General features: G+C 61.6%; 12 protein-coding genes. 4 read left to right on the top strand and 8 right to left on the bottom strand.

The features are described 5' to 3' along the window. The first annotated feature begins 6 nt into the window (after positions 1–6). Both recN and ligA read left to right on the top strand, forming a co-directional pair. Positions 7–1,701 carry a DNA repair protein RecN gene (gene recN / locus ACQ66M_RS05120; protein ID WP_350174612.1) on the top strand — a complete coding sequence of 565 codons (1,695 nt, stop codon included), beginning with the start codon at positions 7–9 and terminating at the stop codon, positions 1,699–1,701. Further along, the gene (gene ligA / locus ACQ66M_RS05115; protein ID WP_430402333.1) at positions 1,698–3,803 is read left to right on the top strand and encodes an NAD-dependent DNA ligase LigA; all 2,106 of its coding nucleotides are present in this window, start codon (positions 1,698–1,700) and stop codon (positions 3,801–3,803) included. The genes recN and ligA overlap by 4 nt, the downstream gene beginning before the upstream one ends. A gap of 3 nt (positions 3,804–3,806) precedes the next feature. Here ligA and ACQ66M_RS05110 read toward each other — a convergent pair whose 3' ends face one another. The 6 genes from ACQ66M_RS05110 to ACQ66M_RS05085 form a co-directional block, all read right to left on the bottom strand. Beyond that, a complete protein-coding gene (locus tag ACQ66M_RS05110; protein ID WP_430402331.1) occupies positions 3,807–4,643 on the bottom strand; it encodes an outer membrane protein assembly factor BamD in 837 nt (278 codons plus the stop codon). A gap of 116 nt (positions 4,644–4,759) precedes the next feature. Next, a complete protein-coding gene (gene lpxC / locus ACQ66M_RS05105; RefSeq protein ID WP_430402329.1) occupies positions 4,760–5,665 on the bottom strand; it encodes a UDP-3-O-acyl-N-acetylglucosamine deacetylase in 906 nt (301 codons plus the stop codon). Between the two features lie 188 nt (positions 5,666–5,853). After that, on the bottom strand, positions 5,854–7,278 hold the full coding sequence (ftsZ, locus tag ACQ66M_RS05100; RefSeq protein WP_350174606.1) for a cell division protein FtsZ: 1,425 nt from the start codon (positions 7,276–7,278) through the stop codon (positions 5,854–5,856). Between the two features lie 90 nt (positions 7,279–7,368). After that, positions 7,369–8,664 carry a cell division protein FtsA gene (gene ftsA, locus ACQ66M_RS05095; RefSeq protein ID WP_350174604.1) on the bottom strand — a complete coding sequence of 432 codons (1,296 nt, stop codon included), beginning with the start codon at positions 8,662–8,664 and terminating at the stop codon, positions 7,369–7,371. After that, positions 8,664–9,533, bottom strand: coding sequence for a cell division protein FtsQ/DivIB (locus tag ACQ66M_RS05090; protein WP_350174602.1), 870 nt, complete (start codon positions 9,531–9,533; stop codon positions 8,664–8,666). Before ACQ66M_RS05090 ends, ftsA begins: the two co-directional genes overlap by 1 nt. Further along, positions 9,521–10,429, bottom strand: a complete 909-nt coding sequence (locus ACQ66M_RS05085) for a D-alanine--D-alanine ligase (protein ID WP_350174600.1) — start codon at positions 10,427–10,429, stop codon at positions 9,521–9,523. Before ACQ66M_RS05085 ends, ACQ66M_RS05090 begins: the two co-directional genes overlap by 13 nt. A gap of 242 nt (positions 10,430–10,671) precedes the next feature. On the opposite strand from ACQ66M_RS05085, the gene ACQ66M_RS05080 reads away from it, so the two are divergent. After that, positions 10,672–12,729, top strand: coding sequence for a TonB-dependent receptor plug domain-containing protein (locus ACQ66M_RS05080; RefSeq protein ID WP_430402327.1), 2,058 nt, complete (start codon positions 10,672–10,674; stop codon positions 12,727–12,729). Positions 12,730–12,735: 6 nt separating this feature from the next. On the opposite strand, the gene murB is transcribed toward ACQ66M_RS05080, so the two are convergent. Next, entirely contained in the window at positions 12,736–13,689 is a 954-nt protein-coding gene (murB, locus tag ACQ66M_RS05075; RefSeq protein ID WP_350174596.1) for a UDP-N-acetylmuramate dehydrogenase, read from the bottom strand. A gap of 330 nt (positions 13,690–14,019) precedes the next feature. Between murB and ACQ66M_RS05070 the strand changes: the two genes are divergently transcribed. Next, positions 14,020–14,871, top strand: coding sequence for a mechanosensitive ion channel family protein (locus ACQ66M_RS05070; RefSeq protein ID WP_430402325.1), 852 nt, complete (start codon positions 14,020–14,022; stop codon positions 14,869–14,871). Here ACQ66M_RS05070 and ACQ66M_RS05065 read toward each other — a convergent pair whose 3' ends face one another. After that, positions 14,872–16,422 carry a hypothetical protein gene (locus tag ACQ66M_RS05065; RefSeq protein ID WP_430402323.1) on the bottom strand — a complete coding sequence of 517 codons (1,551 nt, stop codon included), beginning with the start codon at positions 16,420–16,422 and terminating at the stop codon, positions 14,872–14,874. Between the last annotated feature and the right edge of the window lie 29 nt (positions 16,423–16,451).

The following is a 16,451-nucleotide window of genomic DNA, read 5'->3' as shown; positions in this document are numbered from 1 at the left end:
ACAGGCATGATCCTGTCCATTTCGATCCGTGATTTCGTTCTGATTGACCGCCTGGACATTGAGCCCGGTGCAGGTTTCACCGCGCTCACCGGTGAAACAGGTGCCGGCAAGTCGATCATTCTTGATGCCCTGTCGCTGGCTATGGGTGCCGGTGCCGACCGGTCCTTCATCCGGGCGGGTGCCGGGCAGGCCAGCGTGGCGGTCGAGTTTGGTCCGCCAGCCCGCCACCCGGTCTGGAATGCGCTGCAGGAGCAGGGTATCGAGGCGTCGGTCGACGAGGCACTGACCCTGAAACGTGTCATACGGGCCAGCGGACCTGCGCGGGCCTTCGTGAATGACCAGGCCGTCAGCGCGGCTTTCCTCGCCGAGATCGGTGAAACGCTTGTCGAGATTCATGGCCAGCATGCGGCATCGACCCTGATGCGCCCGTCAATGCACCGGCGCCTGCTGGACCAGTTCGCGGGCAATGAAAAGCTGCTCGGCGCGTGTGCTGATGCGTTTGACGCGCTCGAAGCGGCGCGCGAGACACGCAGCCGACTTGAGGCTGAGCAAGCCGACGCGATTGCCACGCGGGAGTGGCTGGCACAGGCGGTTGAGGAGCTTGAACGCCTGGCCCCGGTCGCCGGCGAGGCCGAGGCTCTGACACTGCAGCGCGTACGCCTGATGCAGTCGGAACGGGTGACGGAATCTGTCAGCGAAGCTGAAGCCGCGCTGGAAGCCGCAGATATCGATGCGGCCCTTTCGCGAGCCTCGCGCGCGCTCGAACGGATTTGCCGCCTGCCCGGGTTTGACGGCTCATCGGAATCGCTGCCGGAAGCGGCCAGGATCGCAGCTGAAACCATCGAACGGGCGCTGATCGAAGCGCGTGAAGCCAGCGCGGCGGTGTTTGGTCTGGAGCGGTTGATCCATCACGATACAGAGGCATTGGAAGCCGCAGAGGCCCGCCTGTTCGCCCTGCGGGCCCTGGCGCGCAAGCATACAACAGAAACGGAATTGCTGCCGGACCTGCTATTGCGCTTGCGCTGTCGTCTCGATCTTGCCGAGGCAGGCGAAGATGCACTGATCGCTGCGCGCAAGACGGAAACTGCCGCCAGGGCGCGTTGGCGTCAGGCGGCGGAAAAGCTGACAGCCGCGCGGAAGGCGGCTGCAAAACAGCTTGAAAAGACCATTGCGAAAGAACTTGTCCCTTTGAAACTCGGCCGGACGACGATCCTGATCGGCGTTCATGCCCTGCCGGATGGCGAAGGCAGCGTACAGGGCGCAGACCGTGTCGAGTTCGAGGCGGAAACCAATCCGGGCGCCGGGTTCGGTCCGCTTCGCAAGATTGCGTCGGGCGGGGAACTCGCCAGGTTTTCGCTCGCGCTGAAATGTGCGCTGGCCGAAGCCGGTTCGGCGCAGACCCTGATCTTCGACGAGGTCGACCAGGGGGTCGGCGGTTCGGTCGCGGCAGCCGTTGGCGAGCGGCTCGTGCGCCTGGCGGGCGCGAAACAGGTCTTTGCAATCACGCACAGTCCCCAGGTCGCCGCCTCGGCAGCGGCGCAGTGGCTTGTCGAAAAAGACCATGACCAAAAGTCTGGCGGGACGCGCATTCGCGGGCTAGATGACAGTGCGCGGCAGGAAGAGATTGCCCGAATGCTCTCAGGCGCCGAGGTCACGCAAGAGGCCAGGGCCGCCGCGGGGAGGTTGCTGGAGGATGCATGATCAAGCCGGTACCCGTCGATGCGCTGACGCCCGAAGCGGCGGAAGAAGAACTTGCGCGGCTTGCTGAAGCGATCCGCGAGGCGGACGATGCCTATTACCGCAATGATGCGCCGGGCCTGACAGACGCCGAATACGATGCCTTGCGTCAGAGAAACCTCGCCATCGAGGCGCGGTTTCCGGAATTGCGGCGCGCCGACAGTCCAGCTGACCGGGTCGGGGCCGTGGCAGGGGAGGGCTTTGCCAAGGCGGCGCATGGCGCGCCGATGCTGTCGCTTGACAACGCCTTCTCCGACGAGGACGTCGTCGAATTCGTGGCCAGGATCCGCCGCTTTCTCGGACTGGATGAAGCCGAACCTGTCGCCCTGACCGCCGAGCCCAAGATTGATGGCCTGTCGCTGAGCCTGACTTTTGAAAAGGGTCAGCTCACGCGTGCGGCCACGCGCGGCGATGGCCAGGTCGGGGAGGATGTCACAGCGAATGCCCGGACGCTCTCAGACATTCCCGCAAAACTTGACGGCAAGGGGTGGCCGGACCGCATCGAGATTCGCGGCGAGGTCTATATGAGCCATGCTGACTTCGCGGCGCTGAATGGGCGTGAATCCGAGGCAGGCCGGAAGGTCTTTGCCAATCCGCGCAATGCCGCCGCCGGCAGCCTGCGCCAGTTGGATGTCGAGATCACGAAGGCCCGCCCGCTCAAGTTCTTCGCCTATGCCTGGGCCGCCGCGAGTGCGCCCTTCGCGGCTACGCAGACCGAGGCGGTCGCCCTGTTTGCTGACTGGGGGTTTCAGGTGAATTCCCTGATGACGCGAGCAGACTCGGTCGACGGGTTGATCAAGGCCTACCGGGGTCTTGAGCAGAGCCGGGCAAGTCTCGGATACGATATTGATGGTGTTGTTTACAAGGTGGACCGCCTCGACTGGCAGCAGCGGCTCGGCTTTGTCAGCCGCGCGCCGCGCTGGGCGATTGCGCACAAATTCCCCGCCGAGAAAGCCACCACGGTTCTGGAGGGCATCGATATCCAGGTTGGCCGGACAGGATCACTGACCCCTGTCGCGCGTCTGACGCCTGTGACGGTGGGCGGTGTCGTTGTGTCCAATGCGACGCTGCACAATGAAGACGAAATCGCGCGTCTCGGGGTGAAGGTCGGGGACACTGTCGAGGTTCAGCGCGCGGGAGACGTGATCCCGCAGGTCTTGCGGGTGGTTGTGGACGGTGGCGGCGCGCCGTACGAGATGCCCGGTGAATGCCCTGTCTGCGGGTCAGCCGCGGTGCGCGATGTGGACGACAAGGGCGAGGCCGATGTGCGGCGGCGGTGTACCGGGGGCCTCGTCTGCCCGGCGCAGGCGGTGGAGCGGCTTAAGCATTTCGTCTCCCGGAAATCGCTGGACATAGATGGCCTCGGCGCCCGGCAGGTCCAGCTTTTCTACGAGAAGGGCGTCGTACATGCACCGCAGGATATCTTCCGGCTCGCGGCGCGGATCGCCGAGGCCGGCCTTCCGCCACTGGCTGAATGGGACGGGTTCGGACCTGCCTCTGCGACCAAGCTGACCGCCGCTATCGACGCGCGCCGGAATGTGCCGTTCGCCCGGTTCCTCAATGGTCTGGGCATCCGTCATGTGGGTCAGACGACGGCTAACCAGTTTGCCCGGCATTTCCTGTCCTGGGAAACATTCTGGACGGCTGTGGAAGATGCGGCTGAACGTGGGCCTGACAGCGAGGCCGCAGGTGAATTGATGGGGATCGATGGCATTGGCGGGGCTGCTGTCGGCGCCCTGTATGCGTTCGTAGCGGAGCCCCACAATCGGGAGATGCTGTCGGCGCTCTTGTCAGAGGTCACGGTGCTGGACGAAACCGCCGCAGCGAGTGACAGCCCCGTCGCCGGCAAGACGATCGTGTTTACCGGCACGCTGGAACAGATGACGCGGGACGAGGCCAAGGCACGGGCAAGTGCGCTTGGCGCCAAGGTCTCGGGGTCGGTTTCGGCAAAGACCGACATTCTGGTTGCAGGACCAGGAGCGGGATCGAAACTGACCAAGGCGGAAGCGCTCGGCGTGAAAACGCTGACGGAAGCCGAATGGCTCGCCATGATCGCAGAGGCGTAAGGCCTATTTGCCGCCCGGAATGATTTTCTGGATCAGCGTCCGGCGCGGTACCGAATCGGCTTCGGGATCAAGGCCTTCCTTGGTCAGAAGGCGGTAGCTCATCTGATACCAGTCGCTGCGCGGATAATTGTATCCGAGCGTGGCGCCCGCCGCGAGCGCCTGATCGCGCAAGCCAAGCGTCAGATAGGATTCGACCAGGCGGTGCAGCGCTTCGGGTGTATGCGAGGTCGTGTCATAAGTGGTCACCACCTTCTTGAACCGGTTCACGGCAGCCAGCGTCTGGTTCGAGCGCAGGTACCAGCGGCCGATCTCCATTTCCTTGCCGGCAAGCTGGTCATTGACCATATCGATCTTCAGGCTCGCGTCCCGCGCATAGGAACTGTTGGGGAAACGCCTTGTCACGTCCTGAAGGGCCGACAGGGCCAGTTCGGTTGTCCGCTGGTCGCGGCCGATATCGACGATCTGGTCAAAATGGCTCACGGCAATGAGATAATAAGCGTAATCCGCTTCCGAGCCGCCCGGATGGAGGGCTAGGTAGCGCTGAGCGCCCGATATGGCTTCTTCATAATCACGGGCCTGGTAAGACGCATAGGCCGTCATGACCATCGATTTGCGGGCCCATTCGGAATAAGGGTGCTGGCGCTCGACCTCGTTGAACAGGAGGATCGCGCGGTCATAGTTGCGCTTGTCGAGTTCCTGGGCACCCTGATTATACAGCTGCTCGACCGGACGCTCGACATAGGCGAGTTCCTGCTTGCGGCTATTGGAAGACTGGCACCCGGAAACGGCGACAATACAGGCCAGGATCAGGAGGCTAGGGCGGAGTTTCAGAAGGGACATGCCGGTCGGGAACTTTCAGCTGTGAATGTCTACAGCCTGATTAGCCTGAACTGCGCCAGATTTCCAAGGATCATTGTCAGGCGACCCATTATGAATAGGCAATGCAGGCCCTTGTTTCAGACTGCAGCGCGTGTGCGTTCGCCGGTGCGGGCGCGAAGATCGGAATCGGTTTCCCAACACCATGCCGAAGGTGTGGCGAGGAGTTTGCGCACCAAAGCATTATTCAGGGCATGTCCGGGCTGGACGGCGTCATAGCTTCCCGCGATGGGTGCACCGGCCAGCATCAGGTCGCCAACGGCATCCAGCAACTTGTGACGCACGAATTCATCTTCGGCGCGCAGGCCTTCAGGGTTCACAACCGCGCCGTCTTCCAGCACGACCGCATTGTCAAGCGAACCACCGCGCGCAAGCCCGATCGACCGCAGCATGTCCACATCACGGGCAAATCCATATGTGCGCGCAAATGCCAGATCCCGTGCGAACATGCCGGGCGCAAGTCGCAGGGCCATTTGCTGGATGCCAATGACGGAGTCGTCATATTCAATGCGGGCGCGCAGTGTGAGCAGGGTGTCATCCGAGGGCGACAGCGTCGCGCGCTTTGGCCCGTCAACAATCTCGATGCGCTCAAGGATCCGGATGCGGCGGCGCGGGGCCGACTGTGTTTTCAGCCCCGCCTGCAGCAACAGTTCGCAATAGACAGCTGATGAGCCATCCATGATTGGCACTTCCGGTCCATCAATCTCGATGATGAGATTGTCCACGCCCAAGCCGGAAAGGGCAGCCATCAGGTGCTCGACAACGGCGACGGAAACCCCCGCTTCGTTCGACAATGTCGTGCCAAGGCGTGTGTCGGACACTGCATCGGCATGCGCGTTGATTTCGGTATCGGCAGCATCAATATCTGTCCGCCGGAATACCACACCGGTGCCAACAGGTGCTGGCTTCAGAACCAGCCGGGCTTTTTCGCCGCTGTGAACGCCGATGCCGGCACAAACTGCCGGACGTTCAATTGTCTGTTGCATCTGCTCGCCACTCAACACCGCTAGACCCTCCACTACAGGCTCAATCTGTATGTGGTTCAGCGCCAGCACAAAACACGCCTTGTTTCGGCGTATTACAAAAAGGGCTGCAGCCTACGCTACAGCCCTGTAAAATATAAAAATATCCTGCAACAATCGGGCGTCTTCCGACTGCATTATCTGTCGAAAGATCAGTGATTTGCCGAACGGCGGAGGAAAGCCGGAATTTCGAGGTCGGCATCATCAAACGGGGCAGCTTCCGGATGGTCGTCCGGCGACGAGATGATCGGAGCCGGAACGGATGTTTCGGGCGCGTCGTCATTCTCGCCTTGCGGGTTACGGCGCCAGCCGAAAAGATGGGAAAATCCGGAAGAACCCTGTTCCGGGCGGGCCTTGTCCGGGGCAGGGGCTTCCTTGCGTGTTCCGAAGACAGCATCGGCGGTTACTTCGTCTTCGCCTTCTGCGCCTTCATAATGGTCGGCAGGCAATGGCTGGCCTGAAAAATCTGCCCGGGGATCGCTCTTTTCCGAACGGAGCACCGGCGCGTGTCCTGTAATGACCAGAGGCCGATCTTCGCCAGGCGTTTCGGCTTCGATGACTTCGTCAGCAATTGGCTCGGCAATGGGTTGACGCACCGTATCGCGGATAGGTTCAGGCGCTGGATGCGCCATTGCTTCTGTGTCGAGGCCTGCAGCGACAACGGATACGCGGATCTTGCCTTCCAGTTCGCTGTCAAAAGCCGAACCCAGGATGATATTGGCATTTGGATCGATCTCGCGGCGGATTTCATTGGCCGCTTCATCAAGCTCGAACAGCGTCATGTCATAGCCGCCGGTGATGTTGATCAGGACGCCTTTGGCGCCCTTGAGGCTGACTTCGTCAAGCAGGGGATTGTCAATTGCAGCGCGGGCGGCTTCCAGGGCGCGCCCTTCGCCTTCTGCCTCACCCATGCCCATCATGGCCGAGCCCATGCCGCGCATGATCGAGCCGACATCGGCAAAGTCGAGGTTGATCAGGCCGGGCATGACCATCAGGTCGGTGATGCCACGAACACCCGAATAGAGAACGTCATCAGCCATGCGGAACGCTTCGGCGAAGGTGGTGCGGTCATTGGCGATGCGGAAAAGGTTCTGGTTGGGCACGACGATCATCGTGTCGACATAGTCGCGGATTTCAATCAGGCCCAGATCTGCCAACGCCATGCGGCGGGCGCCTTCAAACCCGAATGGCTTGGTCACGACCGCGACCGTGAGTATGCCCATTTCCTGTGCGATGCGCGCGATCACGGGTGCAGCGCCAGTACCCGTGCCGCCACCCATGCCAGCCGCGATGAAGACCATATGCGCGCCCTCAAGGTATCCCTTGATCTCATCGATCGACTCTTCGGCAGCTTTCGCGCCGACTTCCGGACGGGCGCCAGCTCCAAGGCCTGACGTGGTTTCAGGGCCGAGCTGGATGCGCTGTTCCGTCTTGGAGCGGAAGAGGGCTTGCGCGTCCGTATTGGCGACGATGAACTCGACGCCCTGCAGGTTCGCCTCGATCATGTTGTCGACTGCGTTGCCGCCTGCGCCGCCAACCCCGAAGACGAGTATCCTGGGCTTGAGTTCATGTGTCATTCGCGTACCTCAATATACAATGCTGGAACCGGTCTGAGTGGCACCTTGGCCCCACACGGCTAAAAGACAGTTAAGTGAGCGCAAAAGGCGTCAGAAATTTTCTTTCAGCCAATGGAACGCCTTGTTCACTGCGCCGCTTCCGGATTCGGCTCCGTATTCTTTCAACGCAACGCCAGCCCGCGCAGCGTCCACAAACCCCAGTTCCGAGTACAGTAGCAGACCTGACGCTGTAGAAAAAGCAGGTGTTCCCAGAGTTTCTCCGAGAAATTCAGCGATGGTCGGGCGGCCAAGCCTGACGGGGGCATTCAGGATGCGCGTGGCCACGTCGCGCACGCCCGAAAGCTGGCTGGCGCCGCCGGTCAGCACCACGCGGCGTGGCAGAACGGACCGTACCCCGCTGGCATCGAGAATCTTCTGCACGAGTTCGAAGGTTTCCTCGATACGTGGTGCGATGATTTCGGCGATGGCGCCTTTCTCCATGCGCATTCCGTGCAGGCGGCCATCATCGCCCAGGCGCGGGGCCTCTATACGTTCGGCCAGTCCGGGGCCTTCGAGATTGGCAGTGCCATAGACTGATTTCAGGCGTTCGGCCGCCGCGAATGTCGTCCCGATCCCCTGGGCGATGTCGCTTGTCACATGCGTCCCGCCAGTCGGGACCAGGCCGAGCCAGGCTGGTGAGCCGTTGAGGTAGACCGACACAGCGGTCACCCCGGCACCCATGTCGATGCAGATCGCGCCGTTTTCGATTTCGTCGTCGATCAAAGTGCCCGCGCCGCTGGCGATGGAAGAGGGAACAAGGGCCGAAATTCCGAGATGCGCCCTGCCCACACACTCGACAAGGTTCTTGATGATGGGGCGCGGGGCTGTAACGACCGAGAGCAGAATCCCGAGCTGCTCGGCATACATGCCTGCGGGCTGGCGGACGCCTTCCTGCTGGTCAACGCGATAGGCGACCGGCCAAGCGGCCAGGATGTCGGCTCCCTTGGTGGGTATCCTGCTCAGCGCGAGGGCCTGTAGCCGCTTGATCTCCTTATGAGTGATCGCGCGCCCGCCAATGTCGATGGATGCGGTGACCAGCGTACAGGCAAGTTTCGGGCCTGTGATGCCGAGAATGACTTCACTGATCTGTTCGCCCGCTTCGCGTTCGGCGTCTTCAACGGCGAGCCGGATCGAGCGCTCAAGGCCCTCCATGTCTGTAATGGCACCGCCGTTGAAACCGCGCGATTGCTGACGCCCGCCGCCAAGTATCTGGAAACGGCGCGGCCCGGACCCGTCATTGCGTCCGATCATGCAGGTGATCTTGGAACAGCCAATATCCAGCGCCGCCACCGTTCCGGTGCCGCGGGACCCATTGAGGGCGATGCGTCTGGACTGGACATTTGCCATCAGGAACGGGCCGCCTCTGCGAGTTTGCGGGTTCCGGCACTTTGGGCGGGGGACAGGTAGACCCGGCCCTTGTTGCGCAGGTCGATCATGGTGACAGGGCGCTGCATGAGGGCTGTCCGGGTCTGCAGTTTCGTCAGGCGGGCGAGGGCGCCCTCCATGGCGTCATCTTCCGGCAAACGGACGGTCGCACCATTTACCAGGCGGACATCCCAGCGCCTGTCAGCGATACGTGTTGCGATGGCAAGGCGCGTGGAGACATCCGGCGCATCCTTCAGTGCCTTGACCAAAGCCGGGGCAGCACTCGGAGCGCCCTGGCCCGCGAGGCGCACAAGTGTCTTGAAATCGGTTGAGTTGGCGTCCGGAAGGATGCGGCCGAGGCCGTCCACCACTGTCCAGTCCTTGCCATCATGCCAGAGGGCGACCGGTTCGGCGGCATCCGCGATGATCACGATCTGGCCGGGCCACAGGCGGTGCACCCGCACGTTCAGCACTTTGCGTGTGGATTCGACGCGGCGACGGATCAGCTGGGGATCGGCGCGGAACATGTTCTCGCCAGGTTCGATCATGGCTGCAGCGCGCACATCGTCGGCGAGGGCCGGGTTCTGTTCCAGGCCCAGAACGGAAACATCGTTCACCGACACACCAGCCATGCGGGCCGTGTCATCGAGAAACCCGCCAAAGCGCGTTTCGATCTGCGACAGGGATCCGCCCATCCATGCGGCCGTGGCCACGACAATCGCCACCAGCATGACAAGCCCGAACAGGACCGAGGAGACGCGGACCTCCTCGCCTGTCGTTTCATCGACGATGGTGGCAGGGCGGCGGCGCGAGCGGGAAGGGACTGACTGGTTCCGGTTTACCTTTGGCATGAGGCATCCTCGATCATCCAGGCGACAAGCGCTCCGAAGGACATGCCTGCGAAAGCGGCCTGTTCGGGGACAAGCGAGGTGGGCGTCATGCCAGGTTGGGTATTTGTTTCCAGGATCACGAGGCGGTCTCTCTTGTCGTCATAGCGAAAGTCGGACCGCGTCGCGCCCCGGCAGCCAAGCGCCTGATGTGCCCTGAGTGCTGCATCCATCGCAGCGTCGGTCACGTGAGCAGGCAGGTTCGCCGGGATCACATGTTGCGATCCTCCGGCCTGATATTTCGCATCAAAATCGTAATAGTCCCTTAAGGTCGTGATCTCGGTGACAGCGAGAGCCCGGTCGCCCAGAACACCGACCGTGAGTTCGCGTCCGGGGATAAATTCCTCGGCCATGAGATTGTCGCCATAATGCCATCCGGCCCCGAGCAATTCCTGTGGCGGGCTGTTGGCGCCTTCGCGCACGATCAGCACGCCAAAGCTCGATCCTTCGGCTACGGGTTTGACCACATAGGGTGGCTTCAGGGCATGGCTGGCGGCCGCCTCTGCGCGGGTGACCCGTTTGTCTTCTGCGACCGTCAGACCGGCGTCGCGATAGACCGCCTTGGACTTCAGCTTGTCCATTGCCAGCGCCGACGCAAGAACGCCGGAGTGGGAATAGGGCAGGCCCATGAATTCGAGCAGGCCCTGGACACAGCCGTCTTCTCCCCATGGCCCGTGAAGCCCGTTCAGGACACAGTCCGGCGCGGCTTCTGCAAGCTGGATCGCGAGATCGCGTCCGGCGTCTATATCGACCACGTCATAGCCGGCCGCGCGCGCAGCATTGGCCATTTGCCGGCCTGATGACAGGGAGACTTCCCGCTCGGAAGACCAGCCTCCGTAAATGACCGCTACGCGTTTCATGGCCAGTCCTTCTTGCTTGGTGTGTGCGGATTTTCTGCCGCTTGCCATCGCCTGTGCCGCACGAAAGCGGCACGAGTCAGGCGAAACCCGATCATGATCCACTTCAAGTTACGAAAAAGTCACTAAACAGACATTGCCAGTGAATGACTACATGTGTAGTCGACTCATATCGATAGACGATGAAGGTGACGGTGAGCCCCGTTGTTTTCCAGAAGAATAATGTGTCGTGAGGAAACAGCCAGATGAAACACCGTACGCCACTGTATACAAGCGTGATTGCGGCCCTCATGGCGCCGAACGCGTATGCTGCCGATCTGGCAGTCGCGAACAGCACAATCGACAAAACGGTCTATTCAGCGGCGGATTTTGTGCAGTTCGCCCCGCGTACGGCGCTCGAAATCGTGCAGCGCATTCCCGGCTTTTCCATTGATAGCGGCGACAGCGACTCACGCGGGTTCGGCCAGGCAACGGGCAATGTCCTGATCAACGGGCAGCGGGTTTCGGGCAAATCGAATGACGCCAAGGCAGTTCTTGGACGCATTCTTACGATCAATGTCGACACGATTGAAGTGCTGGACGGCACGGCGCTGGGGATCCCCGGACTGTCCGGACAGGTTGTCAATGTGACGACCAGGGATTCCGCAGGCGTTTCGGGCAACTGGCATTGGAAAGTGCGCAGCCGGGAAAATCTGCGCCCGACCTACAATGATTTCGGCGTGACGGTCTCAGGCCAGAAAGGTGCGCTGAGCTGGGCGATTGAAGCCGAGAGCGATCCCGAGCGCGGTGCCAGTGCCGGGCCGGAACGGATTGCCGATGGTTCAGGCAAAGTGATTGAAACGCGGAAAGAAGATTACACCTATGATGCGGAAGCCGCATCGCTGGCCGGATCGCTCGCATGGAGTCCGGACGATGGCTCTGTCGCAAATCTCAGCGCCAGGTTTGCGGCCTACCAGCCCGAAGACAAGGAAGTGTCAAAACTGTTCCCTGTGGGGGGCATAGCCGGGCGCCGCCTGTTTCAGGGCTCTGAAGATGAAACACAGGCCGAGATCGGCGCCGATTATGAACGCGGATTCGGACCGGGACGCCTTAAGGCAATCGCCCTTGTCCGCCGCGAAGACAGCCCGACCGTCGACCATGTCCTGCGCGGAAACCTGGATGGCACGGGTATTTCAGAATCGGTGTTCCAGCAGACCGTTGAGGAAGGCGAATACATTCTCCGCGGCGAATATGCGTGGGTGCCGACGGAGGGACGCGACTGGCAAGTATCGCTCGAAGGCGCCTTCAATTTTCTCGATGCGCAATCGTCCTTACTCCGCTCGAAAGGGGGTGATCCGCTCGCTGAGGAGGTCTTGCCGAATGCCAACTCGCGTGTGGAGGAGCAACGCGGAGAGCTGTCCGTGACGCACGGCCGTGTGCTCTCACCGAGCCTCAACCTGCAGGTTTCACTGGGCGCGGAAATGTCGGAACTGTCCCAGACGGGCGATGCAGAGAACCTGCGCACTTTCACCCGCCCGAAGGGATTTGCCAGCCTGTCCTGGCAGGTTGATCCAACGCTTCAACTCGTCACGAGGCTGGACCGGGAAGTCGGCCAGCTCGATTTCTTCGACTTTATTTCCTCGGTGAACCTTAATCAGGGGAATGGCAGTGAAGGCAATTCCGAGATCGTGCCCGAGCAGGCCTGGAAGCTGAGCATCACGGCAGAGAAAGACCTGAAGGATTGGGGTGCTGCGACGCTGACCGTGTTCGGATCTGACATTGAAGACATCGTGGACAGGATTCCGATCGGAACCGGTGATGGCCCGGGCAATATCGACTCAGCCTGGCGTGTCGGTGCCGACCTGGACGCAACATTCAGACTCGCGAGGCTTGGACTGTCAGGAACCGAGCTGACCTTCAGCGGTGAGTGGCGCAATTCCCGTGTCGAGGACCCCCTGACCGGTATCGACCGGCCGATTAGTGGCAGCAACATCTACCATTTCAATGCGGAGTTACGGCGCGATATTCCGACGACGGACTGGGCCGTTGGGGTCTATCTGGAATCGTACAATGGGAATCCTGAATATACGCTCGACCAGCGCCTGCATTCGGGCAGCCAGCCACCCTTCTCGTATGCCTATGTCGAGCACAAGGACCTGATGGGCCTGACGGGGAAACTGGTGCTGGGTAATATCCTTGACCAGCGTGACTGGTTGAGCCGGGACTTATACGAGCCCAACCGCCTCGGCCCGATCATACTGTCTGAATCCCGAACCCGCCATTTCGGACCGATCGTCACGTTCGAACTGAACGGCACTTTCTAGCCCGCATCAGGCGGGAAGCTGGAGCCGACCGATCCGGCGCACTTCCCACCGCAGGTGAATGCCGCTGTGATCGAATACACGGGCACGAACAAGTTCGCCGAGAGCTTCGAGGTCAGCCGCCGTGGCATTGCCTGTATTGATCAGGAAGTTGCAGTGCTTTTCCGAAACCTGCGCGCCGCCGACACGCAGGCCGCGGCATCCGGCGGCGTCAATGACCTTCCAGGCTGACCGTTGATCGGGGGTTCCGGGCGGGTCGGGATTAGCAAAGGTTGAGCCTGACGTCTTGTCACGAATGGGCTGCGTCTCGGCCCGGCGTGCCTGAAGGGTTTCAATGTCGGCCAGGATCGCGGCCGGATCGTCGATGTCGTCGCCTGAGAGGAGAAGGCGGGTGACGATGAAGTCCTCCGGCAATTCGGAATGACGATAGTCCATCTTCACGGTTGGAAGCCCGTAGTCAGCCACCTCACCCTGGTAGACGACCGGTTCACCTGCGCGTGTGATGCCTTCGAGCTTGTTCAGGACGTCCTTCAACTCGCGTCCATAGCACCCGGCATTGGTGCGGGTGGCCCCGCCAATTGAGCCGGGAATGCCGGACAGGAATTCGAGGCCGCGCATGCCGTTGGCCGCAGCCGCTTTGGCGACCGCGAGATCGAGTGCACCGGCCCCGACCGACAGGGTGGTTGCGTTGACCGCAGCAACATCTCCCCAATATTTGCCCATCAGCCGGATGGTAACGCCTTCGACGCCGCCATCGCGCACAATCAGGTTCGATCCGACGCCCAGCGTGGTTACCGGAACGGCCGGATCGAGCTCGCGAAGGAACAGGGATAAATCCTCCGCATCTGCCGGCAGGAACAACCAGTCGGCCGGGCCGCCCACCCGAAACCATGTATAGGGCGCGAGGCTGGCGTTTTGCAGGATCTTGCCCCGCACGGGGGGGAGGGACGTGTCTGTTTTCACGCTGTTGGGGTCGCCGGACTTGAAGCCTGTGTCAAGCCGGGGGCGCTCAGCGATTGCCCAATATCTGTGCGCCAAGCGGGCAAGTGTTATCAGGCTGCGATTTTGGGAACCTGCAGAGCCTGCGCGGGTTGACCCGGTGAGTTGAGGCCAACAGCATCATCCCCGGCATTCAGCCTGCAAAAGGACAGACATATCGCTTCAAATGACTCACTTCGCCTTCGAATCCGCTGGATAAGACGATTTCGTCCGCCGGTGCTACTGGCGCTTGGCGCGCTGACCTGCGGTGCCGGACCTCATTTTCTGCCTGCCAGATTTGCGCTACCCGACAACTTGCTTGACCCGCTGGCCGTGCTGACGCGTGTGCTTGTCGTCTGTGCAATCGGCTGGGCGATTACGACCTTTGTTGATGGCCTCACCAAGCGCCGCCTGGCCAATCTCAAAATGGACCAGCCAGACGATCTGACGGCCCGCAAGCTTGCCACACGCCTGGATGTGACACGCCGTGTCTGGGTGGTGCTCGGCGCGATTGTCACGCTGGCGGCCGCCTTCACCGTCATTCCGGGTGTCAGGCAGATTGGCGTCAGCCTGTTTGCATCGGCCGGGATTGCAGGCCTCGCGCTCGGCATTGCGGCACGGCCGCTGCTCAGTAACCTGATTGCGGGCCTGCAGATCGCCTTCACACAGCCGATCCGGATCAAGGATGCCGTGGTGATCGAAGGGGAATGGGGCTGGATTGAAGAGATCGGCCTGTTCTATGTCGTCGTGAAGATATGGGACTGGCGCCGACTCATCGTGCCGGTGTCCTATTTTACTGACAGGCCATTCCAGAACTGGACCCGGCAAACCGCCTCCATCATTGGCAGCGTGTTCTGGTATGTCGACTATACCGCGCCGATTGAGGCCATGCGCGAGAAGCTGACCGAAATTTGCAGGCGTACACCCCTTTGGGATGGGGATGTTGTCAATCTGCAGGTCACCGAGACGCGCGACAATGCGACATTGACGATCCGGGCGCTGGCCAGCGCGCGCAATTCACCAGAGGCCTGGGACCTTCGTTGTCATATTCGCGAACACATGATCGCCTGGCTGCAGGCCGAGCATCCTGAGGCGCTGCCGCGCGTGCGGGCCGAAGCGCAATTTCAGGAATTGTCGGTCGAGACCGGCGCTCAGGCGGAAAGCTGATCAGGATCCCGGACGTCTGGCGGATCCCGGCAGGGCGGCGAGCTGCTGCGCCTGACTCACCCATTTGTCGCGCTGGATCCGGCCCTTGAAATGCATCAGCTTGTCATCGACCCAGTCCACGTCCTGCGCGCTCCACTCGGCGACCTGCCAGAAATAGAACACGCCGATTTCGTGCAGCAATTCGCACAGCATAGGGCCGACGCCATTAATCCGTTCAAGATCGTCCGCGTCGCCGAAGGCGGCTTCGACCAGCAGGTTCGCCTCGTCATCCTCCCGGCGGGCGGCATTGATGGGGTCAAGGTCGCGCGGGGGTGGGGGTGAGAGGGTGGCAGGGGCTGGAGCACGCCGTTCAGTGGCGGGCGGACGGGCGGTTGCTTCAGCGCGGGCGCGTGGTTCGCGTTCGGCGCGGGCAGCTGCGGAATCCGGCCGGGCCCGCAGCGTGTGGTGGATTGCGGCCAGCCCGTATTCGATGGCGTTCAGCCGGTTTTCCATCGCTTCCAGATCAAGATTGCCTTCGATGGCCTGGACCGCGTTCAGGACGGGTGTCAGGTCAGGCGGGCTTTGCGTCAGAAAGGCTTCCTGCAGGCTGGCGATGCGCCGCTCCACCAGCGTCAGGTCCGGCGCTCCGGGCAGGTTGGTACGTACCGCCGCCAGTGATTCCTCGAGCGCGGCCATCCGTTCGTAGAGCGGTGTCATATTCGGCTCGGGAATGGTGAAGCTTGCAATGGCGTGTTCGACGCTGACCAGCCTTTGGTAGATCGAACCAAGGTCCGGCATTTCAATACCTGATACGCCCGATGCAATGCCGGTAATGTCAGATGACAGTTTCTCGAAATCCCGCTTCTGCGCCGCTTCGAGCCGGTCTCCGAGAAGGGTGATGCGGGACTCGAATTCAGACAGCCGCGTCTGGAGCGGCCCTAGATCGGTTTGCGGTCGGTCCAGTCCGGCGATGGTGAGGTCAAGACGGGCGAGACCGCTATGCAGCGGGCCGAGGTCCACTTCGGGCAGTTTGATCGCTGCCAGCGATTCTTCGAGCCTTCCGAAGCGCCCGTCAATCGGGGCGAGGTCTGTGTTGCGCAGGTTGGCGACCGATGCGCCCAGGTTAGACAGGCGCGATTCCAGCCCGTCAAGTTTGCCCTCAAGGGGGCTGAGATCTGTTTCGGGCAGCGTAAAGTCTGTGATGGCGCGTTCGATCTCGTTGAGGCGTGTGTCCAACCCATCAAGCATGGTCTGGAGCGGAGCAAGATCGGCTTCGGGCATGACAATGCCTGAGACGGCCGCCTCCACGGCTGAAAGACGCTGGTTTACCGGGTCCATGTCCGGCATGCGCAGCGACCTGACGGCCGATGAGATGAGCGCCATGCCGGCCTCATAATCTTCCCGCGCGGCGGGTTCGGGCCGGGTGCTGAGGGCGTCCAGTCGCTCTGTAATGCGGTCATAGGATTCGGTGATGCCTTCCTGACGGTTTCTCAGCCACCAATAGGCCAGCACGGCGCCAAGAATGGCGGCCAGCAGCAGCAGGGGGAAGATCTGAGTAAGAAGGAACCACATGATATTGTCTCGCTACTCCCAAAAGAGCC

It is taken from the genome of Hyphomonas sp. (assembly GCF_965284475.1).
Classification (GTDB): domain Bacteria; phylum Pseudomonadota; class Alphaproteobacteria; order Caulobacterales; family Hyphomonadaceae; genus Hyphomonas.
The sequence above is the reverse complement of the archived record's forward strand: the minus strand, read 5'-3'. Positions and strand labels throughout refer to the sequence as shown.

Bases quoted from the DNA above. Each gene is read 5' to 3' on its own strand.
- ACQ66M_RS05090 (WP_350174602.1), bottom strand. From the start codon at position 9,533: ATGCCAAAGGTAAACCGGAACCAGTCAGTCCCTTCCCGCTCGCGCCGC.
- ACQ66M_RS05110 (WP_430402331.1), bottom strand. From the start codon at position 4,643: ATGTCCCTTCTGAAACTCCGCCCTAGCCTCCTGATCCTGGCCTGTATT.
- ftsA (WP_350174604.1), bottom strand. From the start codon at position 8,664: ATGGCAAATGTCCAGTCCAGACGCATCGCCCTCAATGGGTCCCGCGGC.
- recN (WP_350174612.1), top strand. From the start codon at position 7: ATGATCCTGTCCATTTCGATCCGTGATTTCGTTCTGATTGACCGCCTG.
- ligA (WP_430402333.1), top strand. From the start codon at position 1,698: ATGATCAAGCCGGTACCCGTCGATGCGCTGACGCCCGAAGCGGCGGAA.
- ACQ66M_RS05085 (WP_350174600.1), bottom strand. From the start codon at position 10,429: ATGAAACGCGTAGCGGTCATTTACGGAGGCTGGTCTTCCGAGCGGGAA.
- ACQ66M_RS05065 (WP_430402323.1), bottom strand. From the start codon at position 16,422: ATGTGGTTCCTTCTTACTCAGATCTTCCCCCTGCTGCTGCTGGCCGCC.
- lpxC (WP_430402329.1), bottom strand. From the start codon at position 5,665: ATGCAACAGACAATTGAACGTCCGGCAGTTTGTGCCGGCATCGGCGTT.
- ACQ66M_RS05080 (WP_430402327.1), top strand. From the start codon at position 10,672: ATGAAACACCGTACGCCACTGTATACAAGCGTGATTGCGGCCCTCATG.
- ftsZ (WP_350174606.1), bottom strand. From the start codon at position 7,278: ATGACACATGAACTCAAGCCCAGGATACTCGTCTTCGGGGTTGGCGGC.